The sequence below is a fragment of the Bacteroidota bacterium genome, assembly GCA_023957335.1.
GTDB lineage: Bacteria > Bacteroidota > Bacteroidia > NS11-12g > UBA955 > JALOAG01.
Map to the genome: position 1 here is coordinate 364,818 of JAMLHC010000001.1, position 16,930 is coordinate 381,747.

The 16,930-nt window shown below is 39.6% G+C and carries 17 protein-coding genes and 1 tRNA gene; 16 read left to right on the top strand and 2 right to left on the bottom strand.

From position 1 onward, the window contains the following. The first annotated feature begins 379 nt into the window (after window positions 1-379). The 6 genes from atpB (at window position 380) to atpG (ending at window position 5,361) form a co-directional block, all read left to right on the top strand. Entirely contained in the window at window positions 380-1,462 is a 1,083-nt protein-coding gene (gene atpB, locus M9892_01520) for a F0F1 ATP synthase subunit A (GenBank protein MCO5253029.1), read from the top strand. Window positions 1,463-1,501: 39 nt separating this feature from the next. Then, window positions 1,502-1,756 (top strand): ATP synthase F0 subunit C, encoded by a 255-nt coding sequence (gene atpE / locus M9892_01525; protein ID MCO5253030.1) that lies wholly within the window; start codon window positions 1,502-1,504, stop codon window positions 1,754-1,756. Between the two features lie 68 nt (window positions 1,757-1,824). After that, window positions 1,825-2,337, top strand: a complete 513-nt coding sequence (gene atpF, locus M9892_01530; protein MCO5253031.1) for a F0F1 ATP synthase subunit B — start codon at window positions 1,825-1,827, stop codon at window positions 2,335-2,337. A 2-nt stretch (window positions 2,338-2,339) separates the two neighbouring features. Continuing rightward, window positions 2,340-2,876, top strand: coding sequence for an ATP synthase F1 subunit delta (gene atpH / locus M9892_01535; protein ID MCO5253032.1), 537 nt, complete (start codon window positions 2,340-2,342; stop codon window positions 2,874-2,876). 4 nt (window positions 2,877-2,880) lie between these two features. Then, window positions 2,881-4,461: a F0F1 ATP synthase subunit alpha gene (atpA, locus tag M9892_01540; protein MCO5253033.1), complete on the top strand. Its 1,581-nt coding sequence runs from the start codon at window positions 2,881-2,883 to the stop codon at window positions 4,459-4,461. 18 nt (window positions 4,462-4,479) lie between these two features. Next, window positions 4,480-5,361 (top strand): ATP synthase F1 subunit gamma, encoded by an 882-nt coding sequence (gene atpG / locus M9892_01545; protein ID MCO5253034.1) that lies wholly within the window; start codon window positions 4,480-4,482, stop codon window positions 5,359-5,361. Between the two features lie 137 nt (window positions 5,362-5,498). On the opposite strand, the gene M9892_01550 is transcribed toward atpG, so the two are convergent. Beyond that, window positions 5,499-5,951, bottom strand: coding sequence for a MarR family transcriptional regulator (locus M9892_01550; protein ID MCO5253035.1), 453 nt, complete (start codon window positions 5,949-5,951; stop codon window positions 5,499-5,501). A gap of 120 nt (window positions 5,952-6,071) precedes the next feature. Between M9892_01550 and M9892_01555 the strand changes: the two genes are divergently transcribed. The 10 genes from M9892_01555 to ahcY all read left to right on the top strand — a co-directional run bounded on the left by M9892_01555 (window position 6,072) and on the right by ahcY (window position 16,725). Then, on the top strand, window positions 6,072-7,055 hold the full coding sequence (locus M9892_01555; protein MCO5253036.1) for a hypothetical protein: 984 nt from the start codon (window positions 6,072-6,074) through the stop codon (window positions 7,053-7,055). 58 nt (window positions 7,056-7,113) lie between these two features. Further along, complete coding sequence (locus M9892_01560; GenBank protein MCO5253037.1) at window positions 7,114-8,766, top strand: S8 family peptidase; 1,653 nt, start codon at window positions 7,114-7,116, stop codon at window positions 8,764-8,766. 84 nt (window positions 8,767-8,850) lie between these two features. Continuing rightward, window positions 8,851-10,131, top strand: coding sequence for a replication-associated recombination protein A (locus M9892_01565; GenBank protein ID MCO5253038.1), 1,281 nt, complete (start codon window positions 8,851-8,853; stop codon window positions 10,129-10,131). A gap of 233 nt (window positions 10,132-10,364) precedes the next feature. After that, window positions 10,365-11,123 (top strand): DUF4292 domain-containing protein, encoded by a 759-nt coding sequence (locus tag M9892_01570; GenBank protein MCO5253039.1) that lies wholly within the window; start codon window positions 10,365-10,367, stop codon window positions 11,121-11,123. Between the two features lies 1 nt (window position 11,124). After that, on the top strand, window positions 11,125-12,375 hold the full coding sequence (locus M9892_01575; protein MCO5253040.1) for a peptidoglycan DD-metalloendopeptidase family protein: 1,251 nt from the start codon (window positions 11,125-11,127) through the stop codon (window positions 12,373-12,375). Between the two features lie 160 nt (window positions 12,376-12,535). Beyond that, complete coding sequence (locus M9892_01580) at window positions 12,536-13,078, top strand: carboxypeptidase-like regulatory domain-containing protein (GenBank protein MCO5253041.1); 543 nt, start codon at window positions 12,536-12,538, stop codon at window positions 13,076-13,078. 111 nt (window positions 13,079-13,189) lie between these two features. Beyond that, entirely contained in the window at window positions 13,190-13,600 is a 411-nt protein-coding gene (locus tag M9892_01585) for a hypothetical protein (protein ID MCO5253042.1), read from the top strand. Window positions 13,601-13,632: 32 nt separating this feature from the next. Beyond that, a complete protein-coding gene (locus M9892_01590) occupies window positions 13,633-13,869 on the top strand; it encodes a hypothetical protein (protein MCO5253043.1) in 237 nt (78 codons plus the stop codon). 79 nt (window positions 13,870-13,948) lie between these two features. Then, window positions 13,949-15,355 (top strand): 23S rRNA (uracil(1939)-C(5))-methyltransferase RlmD, encoded by a 1,407-nt coding sequence (gene rlmD, locus M9892_01595; GenBank protein ID MCO5253044.1) that lies wholly within the window; start codon window positions 13,949-13,951, stop codon window positions 15,353-15,355. A gap of 56 nt (window positions 15,356-15,411) precedes the next feature. Continuing rightward, window positions 15,412-16,725, top strand: a complete 1,314-nt coding sequence (gene ahcY / locus M9892_01600; GenBank protein MCO5253045.1) for an adenosylhomocysteinase — start codon at window positions 15,412-15,414, stop codon at window positions 16,723-16,725. A gap of 57 nt (window positions 16,726-16,782) precedes the next feature. Here the strand turns inward: ahcY and M9892_01605 are convergent. After that, window positions 16,783-16,867, bottom strand: a tRNA-Ser gene (locus M9892_01605). Window positions 16,868-16,930 lie beyond the last annotated feature (63 nt).

Below are 16,930 nucleotides of genomic sequence, written 5' to 3' on the forward strand. Positions count from 1 at the left end.
TTCATCATACTCACCCTACTTTTCTTTGCGTTCTCAGGCATCGTTAAGTTAGTAGAAACATATATCCACATTGATAAAACAACATACGACTGGATATTTCTAAGTAACTTATATTATTTCTTCCTAACTCTTCTTCTCTTTATCATTTCGCAAATTGGACTTAAATCCAAAAATCACAAGATTTTCATCAAAACATTGGGAGTCAGCATAATTTTAAGACTTCTATTCACACTTACATTTATATCAATTGCGTTGATTATAAATAACTTAGACAGGATTCAATTCATTACTGCAAACATTCTTTTATATTTTATCTACATGGCTTTTGAAATTAAATTTTTAGCATTTAATTTGCGGCACGATTCAGCACAAGGGCAAAATGTCGAGAATATTAATAAATAAAGGGCTTTCGCAAATTTCAGGTTTGAAATTTTCATTATCACTTGTTATCTTTTCGCTCTTTTTATTTACTGGTAAACCTTTAAAAGCAGAAAACGAGACCGGACAAAAAGAAAAATTTCAACCCGGCAAAATGATCATGAATCACGTAAAAGATGCCTATGATTGGCATATTATGGATATCAATGGCAAAGCCGTTTCTATTCCATTACCTGTGATTGTTTATCATCCGGAAAGAGGTTTCGACATGTTTTTATCCTCAAAATTTCATCATGGACATGAGCCTTATCATGGTTATAAATTAAATTATAAGGCAGAACAGTTCAGACATGTATTAGAATCAGAAGATGGAAGTAGTTTCTATAATTTTTCATTAACAAAAAACAGTGCTTCAGTTGTCATTGTAACTATTCTCATAATCTTACTTTTCTCATCAGTTGCCAAAGCATATAAAAGAAGAGATGGAATGGCACCAAAAGGATTTCAATCACTGATAGAACCTATCATTCTTTTTGTTAGGGACGAAATAGCTAAACCTTCGGCAGGCAAAAAATACGAGAAATTTTTACCTTTTCTTCTCACCATATTTTTCTTTATATGGATAAACAATTTATTTGGAATCATTCCTTTTTTTCCAGGAGGAGCGAACGTAACCGGCAACATTTCTACTACTTTTGTATTAGCAATATTTACCTTTGTTATAACCACTTTCTCCGGAAATAAATTGTATTGGAAACACATATTTCTCCCTGACGTCCCCGTCTGGATGTATCCGATTTTGATCCCAATTGAGATTATGGGCGTATTCTTAAAACCCTTTGTGCTTATGCTGCGACTTTTTGCAAATATTCTTGCAGAACACATCATTGCATTGGGATTCTTCAGTTTGATTTTCATCTTTGGAGAGACTAGCGAAACATTAGGTATAGGAGTGGGAGTATTTTCGGTACTATTTACTGTATTTATGGGCTTACTTTCTTTGTTGGTTACTTTTATTCAAGCCTATGTATTTACACTTCTTTCCGCCATTTATTTCGGGATGGCAACTGAAGAACATCATTAATAAAAACAAAACTCATTACACATATAAAAAATAAATAACATGTCAATTTTAGAAATTATCTTACAAGCTGCCGCAGAAAGCGGTTTTCCTAAGTTCGGTGCTGCAGTTGGTGCAGGTTTAGCCGCAATTGGTGTTGGTATCGGTATCGGAAAGATTGGTGCAAGCGCACTTGAGTCTATCGCACGTCAACCTGAAGCTTCGGGCGACATCAGAGCTAACATGATTATCTCTGCTGCGCTTATCGAAGGTGCGGTATTCTTTGCTCTTGTAATTTGTCTGCTTATCATCCTTTAATAAACGCTATAAGGCAAAGCCGGTAGCCTAAATACCGGCATTTTTTAAAATTATTAAAAAAAGAGACTATGGATTTAGTAACTCCGGAATTCAGTTTGGTGATTTGGATGACCATTTCTTTTGGTGCATTAGTATTCATCTTGGGGAAATTTGCATGGAAACCCATTCTGAAATCACTCAAAGACAGAGAAGAATCTATTGATTCTGCTCTTAAATCTGCCGAAGAAGCCAAGGCTCAGATGGCACAAATGAAATCTGACAATGAGGCATTGTTGCATGAAGCAAGAACAGAAAGAGAAAGTATTCTCAAAGAAGCTAAGCAAATGAAAGAGCAAATCATTACAGAAGCTAAAAAATCTGCCGAAATTGAAGGTGCTAAACTTATTGAAAGAGCTAATCAGGAAATCATGAAAAGCAAAAATGCAGCTATTGAAGAACTCAAATCTCAAATTGCCGGCTTCTCAATTGAATTGACTGAAAAACTACTGAACAAAGAGTTAGCCTCTACTGACGAACAGAAGAGATTGATTGACAATCACATTAAAGATTTGGAAGTAAAACAAACAGCAAGTCAAAACTAATCATGTCAGACATTAAAATAGCAAGGAGATACGCAACAGCATTGTTTCTTAATGCCAAAGAAGGCAAACAGGCTGACCTATACAACGAAGTAAAAAATTTAGAAAAAATAACTTCAGAAAACCCTGCGCTAAGTACCTTGTTAAAAGACAAGTCTATTGATTCTTCAACCAAAATTTTAGCTCTGAATAAGATTTTCGGAAACAGTTCACAAATCATACAAAACACTTTGCATCTACTTTGTGAAAAAAAACGAGAAAACATTCTTGAAAATGTAATTAATGAGTTTTATCAGATATATGACACTCATAACAAAAGAGTTAAAGTATCTGTTACCTCTGCACTTCCATTAGATTCAACTACAGAAAATTCGATTTCAAATCTGGTGAAAGAAAAAACCGGAGCAAAGGAAATTGAATTTACAAATATCATCGACAAGTCTATCCTTGGCGGATTTGTCGTACGCTTTGGAGATACACTTGTAGATTCAAGCATAAGCAGCCAATTAAACAAAATTAAAAACGAATTTAAAATAGCATAATAGTATGACGACAGCAATTAGACCCGATGAGGTTTCGGCAATTCTGAAAGAACAAATTTCAAACTTTCGTTCAGAAGTTGAATTACAAGAAGTAGGAACTGTTCTTCAAGTGGGTGACGGCATTGCCCGTATTCATGGTTTATCAGAAGTTCAATCCGGTGAAATCATTGAGTTCTCTAATGGTGTAAAAGCAATCGTGCTTAACCTTGAGGAAGATAACGTAGGAGCTGTGCTTTTGGGTAGTTCCACCCAAGTAAAAGAAGGTGACACAGTGAAAAGAACCGGAAAAATTGCATCTATCAATGTATCTGAAAAGATGCTTGGACGTGTTGTAAATACGCTGGGCGAACCCATTGATGGCAAAGGCACTATTGAAGGTCCTTATTTCGAAATGCCAATAGAACGTAAAGCACCTGGGGTGTTGTTCCGCGAGCCTGTTAAACAACCTTTGCAGACGGGTATCAAAGCTATTGACGCTATGATTCCTATTGGTAGAGGTCAAAGAGAGTTAATCATTGGTGACAGACAGACCGGTAAGACTGCTGTGGCTATAGACACTATCATTAATCAAAAAGAATTTTACGAGAAAGGGCAACCAGTATTTTGTGTTTACGTTGCTGTAGGACAAAAAGAATCCACGGTTAAACAAATCGTAAAGACATTGGAAGAAAGAGGCGCTATGCCTTATACAGTTGTAGTTTCATCAGCTGCTTCCACCCCTTCTCCATTGCAGTTCTATGCTCCAATGGCAGGTTGTGCTATCGCTGAATATTTCCGTGATACCGGTCGTCCCGCTTTGATTGTTTATGATGATTTATCTAAACAAGCAGTTGCATATCGTGAGGTTTCATTGTTGTTGAGAAGACCCCCGGGACGCGAAGCTTATCCCGGTGACGTTTTCTATCTTCACTCTCGCTTGCTTGAAAGAGCTTGTAAACTGAACTCTTCTGATGCTATCACATCTAACATGAATGACCTTCCGGCTACTCTTAAAGGTTTAGTAAAAGGTGGTGGCTCTATCACAGCACTTCCAATTATCGAAACACAAGCAGGTGACGTTTCTGCTTATATTCCTACAAACGTAATCTCAATTACTGACGGACAGATTTTCCTTGAGTCCAATTTGTTTAACTCAGGTGTTAGACCTGCTATTAACGTGGGTATTTCCGTTTCACGTGTGGGTGGTAGCGCTCAGATTAAATCCATGAAAAAGGTCGCAGGAACATTGAAACTTGACCAAGCGCAATACCGCGAATTGGAAGCTTTTGCTAAGTTCGGTTCTGACCTTGATGCTGCTACAAAGGCTGTATTGGATAAGGGTGTAAGAAATGTGGAAGTTTTGAAACAAGGACAATATACTCCATACCGCGTTGAGCAACAGGTTGCTATCATTTATCTGGGTACTAACGGCTTGTTGAACAAAATTCCTGTGAACAAAGTAAGATCTTTTGAAGAAAGCTATATTCAGACTTTGGAAAATAAACATAAAGATATTCTAAACCAACTGGCTGCAGGCAAAATTGATGACAACATCACTGCTGTTCTTGCTTCTGTAGGTGAAGAGGTTTCTAAAGGTTTTATTTGATTTAAGTAAACTTAAAAAATGGGTAGTTTAAAAGAAGTAAGAGGTCGGATTGCGAGCACAATCTCAACACAGCAGATTACTAAGGCGATGAAGCTGGTTTCTGCTACAAAGTTGAGAAAAGCACAAACAGGTATTATGCAAATGAGACCTTATGAAAAGGCTTTGAGCAATATTCTACAGAACCTTTCCGACAGCGTTGATGACGAAAGGCTTTCTGCATTCTTTAAACACAAAGAAAAAAACAAAACACTACTCATTGTTGTTACTTCGGACAGAGGACTTTGCGGTGCGTTTAATGCCAATGTTATCAAGAAAGTAAAATCTCTGATTTCCGGCTCACACAAAGCATTGTATGAAAACAAACAACTGGAAATCATGCCCATTGGAAAAAAAGGATATGATGCGTTAAAAAAAGATGCAAACCTAATATTTAACACAAATTACATTGGACTGTTTCAAGACTTAAATAGTATCAATGCAAATGTGGCAACTGATTTTGCACTTCAATCTTATTTGAAAGATGAATATTCAACTGTTGAGGTGGTGTACAATCAGTTTAAGAATGCTGCTACACAAATTTTGGTTCACGACAGATTTCTGCCTGTACTTATTCCTGTTTCTACTGAAACTACATCAAATAACGATTACATTTTTGAACCTAACAAGATTGAAATTCTACAAGAATTGATTCCGCGCTCACTCAAAACCAAATTCTATCGCTATTTACTCGATTCATTCGCATCTGAACATGGTGCACGCATGATTGCTATGGACAAAGCTACAGACAATGCAGGTGAACTGCTTAAAGCTCTCAGACTGCAATACAACCAAGCTCGACAAGCTGCAATTACCAATGAAATATCGGAAATTGTGGGCGGTGCTGCAGCATTGGAAGGTTAATGTTTGATAGTATTCTTCTCCCTTTTTAATATTAAAACCATTTTTCACTCAATAAGGTAAGCAATTACCCAATCTTCTTTGACGGAAGTAATTTCCGGTATTTAAAAAATTGATCGATGAATACATGTTTCTCTATTTCAGCAATGTCTGGCTTTATCAAGCAAATTATTGAGCAACTGAGCTTCATCTTCAGTTAGATTTAAAACATTATTTAAGTCAGACTGAACAGCATTGGCTATTTCTGTAACTAACTTCAATCCCAAATCGGTCAGCAAAATATGACTTGCTCTTTTGTCTGTTTCTGATTGACTTCTGACTATCTGTTTGTGTGTCTCCAACTTGTCAACAATTCTACTGACATTTGAATTTCTGTCAATCATACGCGAAGCAATATCCTTAATACAAAGTCGCTCATCCACAGCACCTCGCAAGATGCGCAGCACATTAAATTGCTCGACAGTAATACCATAAGGCTTAAGAATATTGGCAACTCTATTATGCACAATTCCCGAAGTAAACAGAATATTGAGATGCGCTTTGTGCAACTCAGAGGTTTCTTTGCGTAGATTTAACTCGTTTACTATGGACACATTGCAAATATAGTCTGATTTAATGGGTATTGATATAAAGGCATTTGGCTTTGTTTAAAATACTTGGATTGATGTTTTGCAGAGTCTAATTTTGCGACATATTTAGCAATCTTTTTATTTATGCCTCAGGTTCAATATTTTAATCCTTTTGCGAATGCTCATTTTGACAAAAATACTTGTTTTCTGACGGGCGCAAGTCTTGATTCAAATGCTCAATACATACATACTTTTCCGGTGTGGGTGATGGATAGATTCGAGTTGTGGAGTCGCACTTTCAAAATGATGGACAACCACACTACCATCAGATACGAAGAAATGAAACTCCCTTGCACTAAAGAAGTCAAAATAAAATTTGAACAATTAGACAATGAAATCAAAGCCACTTTTGATGCAGGATATGAAGCGGTAAAAAAGCTGGATTCGGAAAAACTGTTTTGGTGGACAGCGCGCATAGTTTACGGTACTCTATATACTGACTTGGTGGCAGAGAAAAAAAAACAGGATGCAACCAACAAAAACCTTGAACTATCTGATACTCTCAAAGAAAGACTCAGCTTTTTTCATTTGATGTTGCAATCCATTATTCACCCTTTGAAATTTAAAGAAAAAGAACCTTGGAGTATCAGTGTAGTGAGTCTCAAATACGCCAAAGACCTTTTTAATTATCATGATGACACCATCAATTTGATGTTTTCGCTTGGTATGAAAGGGTTTGGTATCATCGTTTGTCTTCAAGACAACGGATTGATAAAAAATTATTATCAAGATATTCTAAATCAAATTGAAGATACAACCATGCACCCGGTTCAGTTTGAAGAACTTTACGGAAAGTTTTTGTACTCCAACTTCTTATTGAAAAACAAACCTAAATTCAGACTTGAAACCAACGGAAATGGAAGTGTGATTGACACCATTGCAGACGAACAAGCCCAATTTGGAAAATGGGACGACAATACCTTTGCTGCAGTATTGGCTGAATATTGGAAACCATGGGGAATTGAGGCTAAAGACATTGTCAGATTTCCGGAAGGAACCAAAAGTTATTTGGAAACCGAAAAAAGCCACGAATATATTGACCCGCTCAGCATTGACCTCCCCTTTTGATTCCGATTGTAAATTCAAAACAAATCGTAATCAAGAATAAAGTATCTTTGTATTTGCAATGTCAAAAACTTTCGTAACCCTATTGTTCATCGTGTCTGCTATGTATAGTCGGGCGGAAAACTATATAGCTCCCAGACCGGTTGAAACCTCCTCAATCATTGTTCAATTTGATGATGAAAAAGGCTTAGACAGGCTCGAAGCTCTCCATTATGCTTGGTTTGCAAAAGCAGAAACACTCTATTTACCCTATCATATTTACAAAATAGAAATTAGCGGACATGTAGAAACTGCCATCCACGACCTTTTGGGCTTATCTTTTGTCATCTCTGCACAACCCAACAGAACTTTGGAAAGACGTGCGATTACGCCCAACGATTCACTGTACAGCGAACAATGGAATATGCGTATTATCCAGATGGATTCAGCATGGAGTATCTCACAAGGCGGAAAAAATACAAGAGGCGAAGACATTGTGATTGCCATTGTGGATGCGGGATTTGATACAACTCACCCAGATTTTGGCAATAATCTTTGGGTAAATAAAGACGAAATACCCGGTAGTCCCATTGACAATGACTCCAACGGTTATGCAGGAGATTATCACGGATGGAATACCTATGCAAACAACGGAACAATCATAGACTCTATTGAATATGCTGTGCACGGAATGAGTGTAACAGGAATTATTGCTGCCGTAGGCAACAATCACATAGGCATTGCCGGAATAGGATGGAATAATAAATTTCTGCCCATTATAGGTGGTGGTAATGAAGCCGATGCCATCAAAGCGTATGGCTACATTCTGACACAGAAAAAAAGATATCTCACCACAGCCGGACAGCATGGTGCCAATATAGTTTCGGTCAATTCATCATGGGGACAAAGCGGAATGTTTGCCAACGATGCCCCAATATGGTGCTCTCTCTATGACAGCATGGGAAAATATGGAATTCTCAATGCAAGTGCGGTCAGTAATACAATAAAAGATCTGGATTTGGCAGGCGACCTCCCTACCCTTTGCCCAAGTAACTTCTTAATTACAGTTACAAGCACAGACGGAGCAGATGGCGTTCATGGCGGTTATGGCAAATCTAACGTAGATATTGGCGCACCGGGCAACGGAATTAGAACCACCGGCTCTTTTATCGAACAACGCTATAAATACTCAAATGGAACTTCTATTGCCTCTCCTCACGTGGCAGCTGTCATAGGCTTATTATATTCTGCTGCTTGCGACTCTTTCGCGCAGTATGCACAACAATACCCTGACTCAGCTGCATTGTGGATTAAATATTTTATCATGCATGGTGTGGACACCACTGCACAACTCAAAGACATTTCTGTAAGTGGAGGCAGACTCAACACATACAAATCTCTTTTGTTACTCAATGATTGGTGTAATGGCAATCTTAATATTTCTTTGTCTGCGGATACCCCTAACCAACCGAATGGTAAATCAGCCTCCAAACACTTTGTGCTTTATCCCAATCCGGGCAACTCTTCCCTAACTATTAACGGCAAGATTGACCTCATAGAACGAATAGAAATTATTGACTATACCGGCAAGATTGTGCAATCACAACATGGCGAAATGAATGTAAATTCAAACGAAGTAACCATTCAAACCACTTTTGCTCAAGGGTTATATATAATCAGGATATGGGACAAAGACGGAAAAATGGCTTGGAAAGAATTGTGGTCAAAAATATAAGAAACAAACATCTCTGTATGGCTGACACTCCTCATGTAGCTTAGCACTTTTCCTTCATAATGATATAAATTTGTACCTGCAATCATGGCTACACTCATACCTTTAGCCGAACGGCTCAGACCCGGCACGCTCAATGATTATGTTGGACAACAACATCTTGTAGGGAAAGGTGCAGTGCTGCACAGTGCCATAGTAAATCGCAATATTCCTTCGATGATTTTGTGGGGACCGCCCGGTGTGGGCAAAACCACATTGGCTCTGATTATTGCCAAAGAACTCAACAGACCTTTTTTCAATCTAAGCGCCATCAATTCAGGCGTTAAAGACATTCGCGATGTGATTGACAAGGCTGCCGCACTTAAAAAAGGGCAACAAGAACAACCCATCTTGTTTATTGACGAAATACACCGTTTTTCTAAATCGCAGCAAGACTCCTTGTTGGGTGCGGTAGAGCGGGGCTTGGTTACACTGATTGGTGCTACCACAGAAAACCCTTCTTTTGAGGTCATCTCAGCATTGCTCTCCCGTTGTCAAGTATATGTGTTGCAACATTTGCAAGAAGATGAATTGCTGGATATTATACACAAGTCTCTGCAAGAAGACGAATACCTGAAAAAGCGCAATATCATCATCAAAGAACACGAAGCATTGTTGCGGTTGTCCGGTGGGGATGCCCGCAGATTGCTCAATGTACTTGAATTAGTTGCCAATGCTGTGGGTACAGAACCATTGGAAATCACCAACGAATTTGTCCTCAAACAGGTACAACAAAACATGGCGTTGTATGACAAAACCGGAGAGCAGCACTATGATATTATTTCTGCCTTCATCAAGTCCATTCGCGGCAGTGACCCGAATGCTGCTGTCTATTGGCTTGCAAGGATGATAGAAGGTGGCGAAGATCCTAAGTTTATTGCCCGAAGATTATTGATTCTGGCTGCCGAAGATATCGGCAATGCTAATCCTAATGCGCTTTTGCTCGCCAATACTTGCTTTCAAGCAGTTGAAGTCATCGGATATCCTGAATGTAGGATCATTCTTTCTCAAACCGCGATTTACCTCGCTACCTGCGCCAAGAGTAATGCCTCTTACCTTGCCATTGACAAGGCATTAGAATTAGTACGCAACTCCGACAATCTTGCTGTACCTCTGCACTTACGCAATGCCCCAACAAAACTCATGAAGAATCTCAACTATGGCAATGATTATCAATATGCACATAATTTTGATGGGAATTTTGTCAACCAAGAATTTTTACCCGAAGCAATCAGTGGTACGGTGTTTTACGACCCCGGTCAAAATCCGGCTGAAAACACACTCAGAGAAAAGCTCCGAAAGAATTGGGGCAAAAAATACGGGTATTGACCTGCTTATCGCGGAGAATCAACATATCTAACCCTTGTGAACAGACGCATATCACACTCAGATTGTGTTTGCTTAAACTCTCCCATTTCGCAGGTTCTTGGGTGGCTAATAAATAGAAATGAACCGTCAAAAATGGTGGAAAAGTTGAAGAATCAGAAGTACGCACTTATCTCGAATCCATTTGCTTTGCATAATTCGGATGTTGAGCAAATTAAACATGCTTGCAAAAACAAATGGGCAAAACAATTAACACATACATAATGCTAATATTGGGGGCACTTTTTGCACTAAGCACTCAATCATGCAAAAGTCGAAAGAAGCCTGTTAATACAAGCACAACCGCCATATCAGCCGACAATTTTGCACGTATTTTTCAAGACAAAGCCTCCGACTGGGATTTATTTTCGTGTAAACTCAAAGTGGACTACAGTGATGGTGGTTCCAGCATGGCTGTCAATGCCTCGTTGCGCATGAAACGCGACAGTCTTGTTTGGGTATCTGTGTCGATGTTGGGTTTTGAAGCTGTGCGGGCATTCATTACCAAAGACTCATTTTACATAATGCAAAAAATGCCGCGAAAATCCGTCATGGCAAACAACATTCAAGCCCTGAGCCACTACATAGGCACTCCGGTTACGCTGCAACAGTTACAAAACCTAATCTTAGGCAACTTGATTTTAGACCCTAAAAGTTATCGTTGGAGCGAATCTCCTGACGAAGGTATTTTTTATCTGAAAGGGCGCAAAGACTCTTTGGAAGTTACGCAAAGATATTACTTCAAGGATATCGCTCCGTTAGATGTCCTTATTCGCAGCCTGTCTGTTTACAACAAAACCACCATAACCTATACCGGCACACAGCCGAGCAATCTCAAACCCGTCCCATCCGGTTGTAATATCAAAATCGAAGATGCTCCGCAAGCAGACCCCATTCAGGTTAAAATTGAAATACTTTCTCCCGAATTTCCTACTAATCTCACATTCCCTTTTTGACATGCACATAAACAACGCCATCATTAAATCTTTTGCACTTTTGGTTGTAGTCATTGGAATGGAGCTGAATGCCCATACACAAGACCGGAAAACTTTGGAAAAAAAGAGATTACAGGCGGAAAAAGAAATCAGTTTAACAAAAAAAATATTAGAACAAACCGGCAAAGAGAAAAAGGACAATTTGCACGCACTCTTAGCAATCAAAAATCTAATTAAAGTCCGAGAAAGACTGATATACACACTCTCACAACAAATCACGGAAGTAGAACAAGAACTTGTCAATCAAAAAAGTGATTTGGGTGTACTCGAAAAAAGATTAGAATCCGAAAAAGCCAATTATGCTAAACTGATTGTTCATACTTATAAAACGCGGGGCACTTTTAATGAAATCACCTTTGTTTTCTCTTCTACCGGCTTCTTTAATGCACTCACCCGACTTAAATATCTAAAGTTATTCAGCACAGAACAAGACAGACTTGTACACTCCATTCAAGACAAAAAAATACAGATAAATGATGCGATTGTTCGGCTTGAAACCCTCAAAACAGAACTGGAATCACTTTTATCACAGCGCATGGACGAGAGAAATCAACTGGAAATAAACAAGACAGAAAAAGACGAAATGGTGAAAACCTTGTCAGGCAAAGAACAAGAGCTAAAATCCAAATTGCAGAAACAACAAGCTGCATTCAACGAACTCAACCGACAAATCAAACTCGCCATTCAACGAGAAATGGAAGAAGCACGCAAGAAACGAGAAGCAGAAAACAAGAAAAAAGGCAAACCCAATGACAACAAAGAAGGAGTTACTATACTGACCCCGGAGGCATTGGCTTTGTCAAATGAGTTTTCCGGCAATAAACTCAAACTACCCTGGCCTACCGAGACGGGATTTGTCAGTCAGAAATTCGGCAACAACGCACACCCTACTTTGTCGGGTATATATATTGAAAATAATGGGATTGACATTGCAACCCAGCATAGTTCGAAGGCACGTGCCGTGTTCAAGGGCGAGGTCGTTACTATTTTTCAGGTGCCGGGAATGGGAAAAGCTGTATTAGTGAACCATGGCGAATACTATACCGTCTATGCACGTTTGGATGAAGTTTTCGTAAAACAAGGTCAGAAAGTCAATACCAAAGAATCGCTAGGAACCATCTTTACAGACGAAAGCGGCAAAACAGAACTCCATTTTGAGATATGGAAAAACACGGACAAACTCAACCCCGAACAGTGGCTCATGAAACGATAGGGATTTACCGGTACGATTCAAACAAAATTTCGCTCCCTTAGACTCGTCCCAATACATTACTATAGGGCTGTTCATGGACAAAGGCATGATGGATTCTTCTTTCTTTTGGCACAGGGGAAGAACTTTTAGTATATTTGTACAACACTACAACATAGATATTATGAAAACACTATTGAAAAACAGGAACTTATGGCTTATTTCCCTTGCATTGGTTTTGCTTTTTTCATGCAAGAAAAACGAACCCTTTGATGGCACGTTTGAACTTAGCGGAACTGTGTTTGACGAACTGACGGGCAAGCCCATTGCTTATGCAGATGTGAGAATAATTGAAAGAGAAAGAGGCTGGATGGTTGGCTATGCAGGCAAATTGGTTGGCTCTCAAACAGCCAATAAGAAAGGGGAGTTTGTTATTTCTTTTCCTGCCAAAGAGGAAGGTTTCTCCTATGAAATTGTTGCTACAGAAAATAATAAATATTTTGAAGACAACAATCCTCCTTGGGTAGAATTTACCAAAACAGGCAAAGGAAGGCAGGATATTACTTTGATGCCTAAAGGGTATTTAAAACTTCATATAAAAGGGAACAAAGGAGGATGGACGATGTCAGGGGGGGGGGGGATTTGGGGAGACATTATTCAGGTGCTGATACAATTAAAATTATTGCTTATACTCCCAATAAGGTTCAAAAAATCACTTATGTTGTAAGGGATGTAAACGATAATATTTTAAATACTCAAAAATTTGAAGTTCTTATCCCCCCCCCCCCCAGACACGGCTTATTATCTAATAGAATTTTAACACAAAAGAAATAAAAATATGAGAACAATTAGACACATTTTAGCGGCTTGCCTCGTTTTGGCAGGTGCTTATAACGCACAAGCGCAAATTTTAAATAATATCGGGCTAAAGGGTGGAATTTCCATTTCTAATCAAAAATATTATTTCAAATCAATGATCGAAAATTTAGATAAACGACTGCCCATCCTTTCGCTTTCATACGCAATCAATGGAGAGATTTTTAATTCAAAACACTTTAATATGAGCACCGATATCGGCTATACATCTAAAGGCTGTGTGTTAAAAATCCCTTATACTCAGATTGACATGCCTGAAGGAAATGGTACTTACAGCTACCTTGACAGCCGTTTTACATTCCTCTTTTTCAATGCAATGGTAAAATACAAATATCCTGTTCGTAGTATCACTCCATACATATTGGGGGGGTGAGGGCGGATTTTAACATAGCTTACACTTCAGACTTGGATTACACCTCCATAAAAAATTATTTTAAACGTCCTGTGTGGGGTGGTGTTATTGGGGTGGGGATAGATTACAGAATTCAAGACTTGGGATTTTTTGCCGAAGGACAATACCACCCCGATTTTACTAAGTTTATTGACATTCCTGTTGCTCAAAACAATGTCGGACTAACCGTAACCAACACAGCAGCCCTTGTCAATCTCGGCATTCGGTACTTTCTCACCTCTGCCAAGTAAACACCCTGCTCGCCATTTTATACTGCAAAGCGGCTGTCTTGTCTTTGCCTAATTAGGTTAATTTTGTGCGCCCAAAACAGTGAAAAAAAAGAAATTTGACATTATTCCGTCCATTTTGATAGAACGTGCCGGAGGCGAAGGTAAATCAATAGCACATATAGACGGCAAAGTGGCTTTTGTGAAATATGCTGCCGCAGGCGACATTGCCGACCTGAGACTTACCCGCGTAAAAGGCAAATACATAGAAGCCGAAATCCAGCTCCTCATCACCGAAAGCCCTGTTCGCCAGCAAGCTATTTGCGAACATTTCGGAACTTGCGGTGGCTGTCAATGGCAACATGTGAAATATGCAGACCAACTGCAAATCAAAAATCAATGGGCTTTGGATTGTCTCCACAGAATAGGCAAAATAGACATCGAAGAAATCTGTCCGCCAATGCCTGCACCCGCCACAGAGGGGTATAGAAACAAGGTCGAGTTTACCTTTTCAGACAAATGTTGGGAAGCACATTTTGACAAAGAGAACCCCAAAGGCTTAAAAGGACTTGGATTTCACATCCCCGGCAGGTGGGACAAGGTGTTGGATATTCACCAATGTCATTTGGCTCCCGAACTCTTGAACCAAATCCAAAACAGACTCAAAGAAATAGCTATGACCCTCCAATTTGAGTTTTGGAATACACGCGAACAGACCGGCTGGCTGCGCAATCTGCTTTTGCGAACCTCCTCACAAGGCGATTTGATGGTGATTTTAGCCGTCAAAGAACACAAACCCGAACAGATTCAACTACTTTTTGATACCCTATCCGAGGAGTTTCCACAAGTAAATTCATGGATGTATGCTGTCAATGACAAAAGGAATGACAGTTGGACAGGCTTAGAACCCATTGTTTACAAAGGCAAAGGCTTCATGGAAGAACAAATGGAAGACCTGCGATTCAAGATACGTCCTTTTTCATTCTTTCAAACTAATTATAACCAAGCACTGAACCTGTATAAACTTGCACGTGAGTGGGCACAGATTGCAGACAATGACATTGTGTATGACCTTTATACCGGCACAGGTACGATTGCATTATTTGTAGCCAAACTTGCCAAAAAAGTAATAGGTTTGGAATATGTTGAAAGCTCGATAGCAGATGCCAAAGACAATGCGAATATCAACGGACTCAACAACACATACTTCCAAGCCGGAGATATGAAAGACCTGCTCAACGCAGATTTCTTTGCAACACACGGACAACCGGATATTATCATCACAGACCCTCCCAGAGACGGCATGCACCCTGATGTTATTCAAGCCATTCTGAATGCACTACCCGCAAGAATTGTGTATGTGAGTTGCAATCCGGCAACCCAAGCACGCGATTTGGCTTTGTTGTCAGAGAAATATACAATCAAAAAATCCCAAGCAGTAGATATGTTCCCACACACGTCACACATAGAAAATGTGGTGTTATTGACACCCAAATCTACTGTGAGATAAGAAGTTTTTTAACTGAATAAGGCTATATTTGCCCCTCCAAAAAAACATAAGCAACAATGACAACAACAAGCACATACACACCCTACAAAGTGAAAGACATTTCACTGGCAGAATGGGGCAGAAAAGAAATCAACCTTGCCGAAGCCGAAATGCCAGGCTTAATGTCAATCCGCAAAGAATTCGGAGCACAAAAGCCCCTCAAAGGAGCGCGTATTGCAGGCTGTCTGCACATGACCATTCAAACTGCGGTATTGATTGAAACCCTTGTAGAACTTGGCGCAGAGGTTACATGGTCTTCCTGCAATATTTTTTCAACCCAAGACCATGCAGCAGCAGCCATTGCCGCCAAAGGCATACCCGTATATGCATGGAAAGGAATGAACGAAGAAGAGTTTGACTGGTGCATTGAACAAACCTTGTTCTTTGGCGAAGAGCGCAAACCCCTAAACATGATTTTAGATGATGGAGGCGACTTAACCAATATGGTTTTTGACAAATACCCTCAATTAGCAAAGGAAATCAAAGGATTGAGCGAAGAAACCACAACCGGAGTGATGCGTCTTCACCAAAGAGAACAAAAAGGCACCTTGCTTGTGCCCGCTATCAACGTGAATGACTCTGTAACCAAATCAAAATTTGACAACAAATACGGTTGCAAAGAATCATTGGTGGACTCTATCAGACGCGCCACCGACCTGATGCTTGCCGGCAAAGTAGCAGTTGTTGCAGGATATGGAGATGTGGGCAAAGGCAGTGCACAATCTTTGAATGGAGCAGGATGCAGAGTGTTAGTTACTGAAATAGACCCTATTTGTGCATTACAAGCCGCCATGGATGGATATGAAGTAGTAACTATGGACGAAGCGGTTACACGAGCCAATATTTTTGTTACCGCCACCGGAAACATGAAAATCATTGTGGACAAGCATTTCAAGAATATGAAAGATAAGGCTGTGGTGTGCAACATAGGTCATTTTGACAATGAGATTGATATGGCGTGGCTGAACAAAAATTACGGTCATACTAAAATCAATGTGAAGCCACAAGTTGATATCTATAACGTGGACGGCAAAGATATTATCATCTTAGCCGAAGGGCGACTGGTCAATTTGGGTTGTGCCATGGGACATCCATCGTTTGTGATGAGTAATTCGTTCAGCAACCAAACACTGGCACAGATTGAACTTTGGAATCATGCGGACAGATACGAAAACAGGGTTTATACACTCCCAAAACATTTAGACGAAAAAGTAGCATCCTTGCACCTTGCACACGTAGGTGCTAAGTTGGAAAAACTCACTCCTGAGCAAGCCGAATACATTGGAGTTTCGCAAAACGGACCTTTCAAATCCAATGAATACAGATATTAAAATCAGGTTAACAAACCTATAAGAAAAAAGCCCCGAAATCGGGGCTTTTTTTGTTTGCGGAGAGACGGGGATTCGAACCCCGGGTACCGTGAAGTACACTTGCTTTCCAGGCAAGCCCGATCGACCGCTCCGGCATCTCTCCTGTTCCCTTTTCGGGGTTGCAAAAATAATCAAATAGTTGAAGCTGCGAAATGTATTTGCAGGA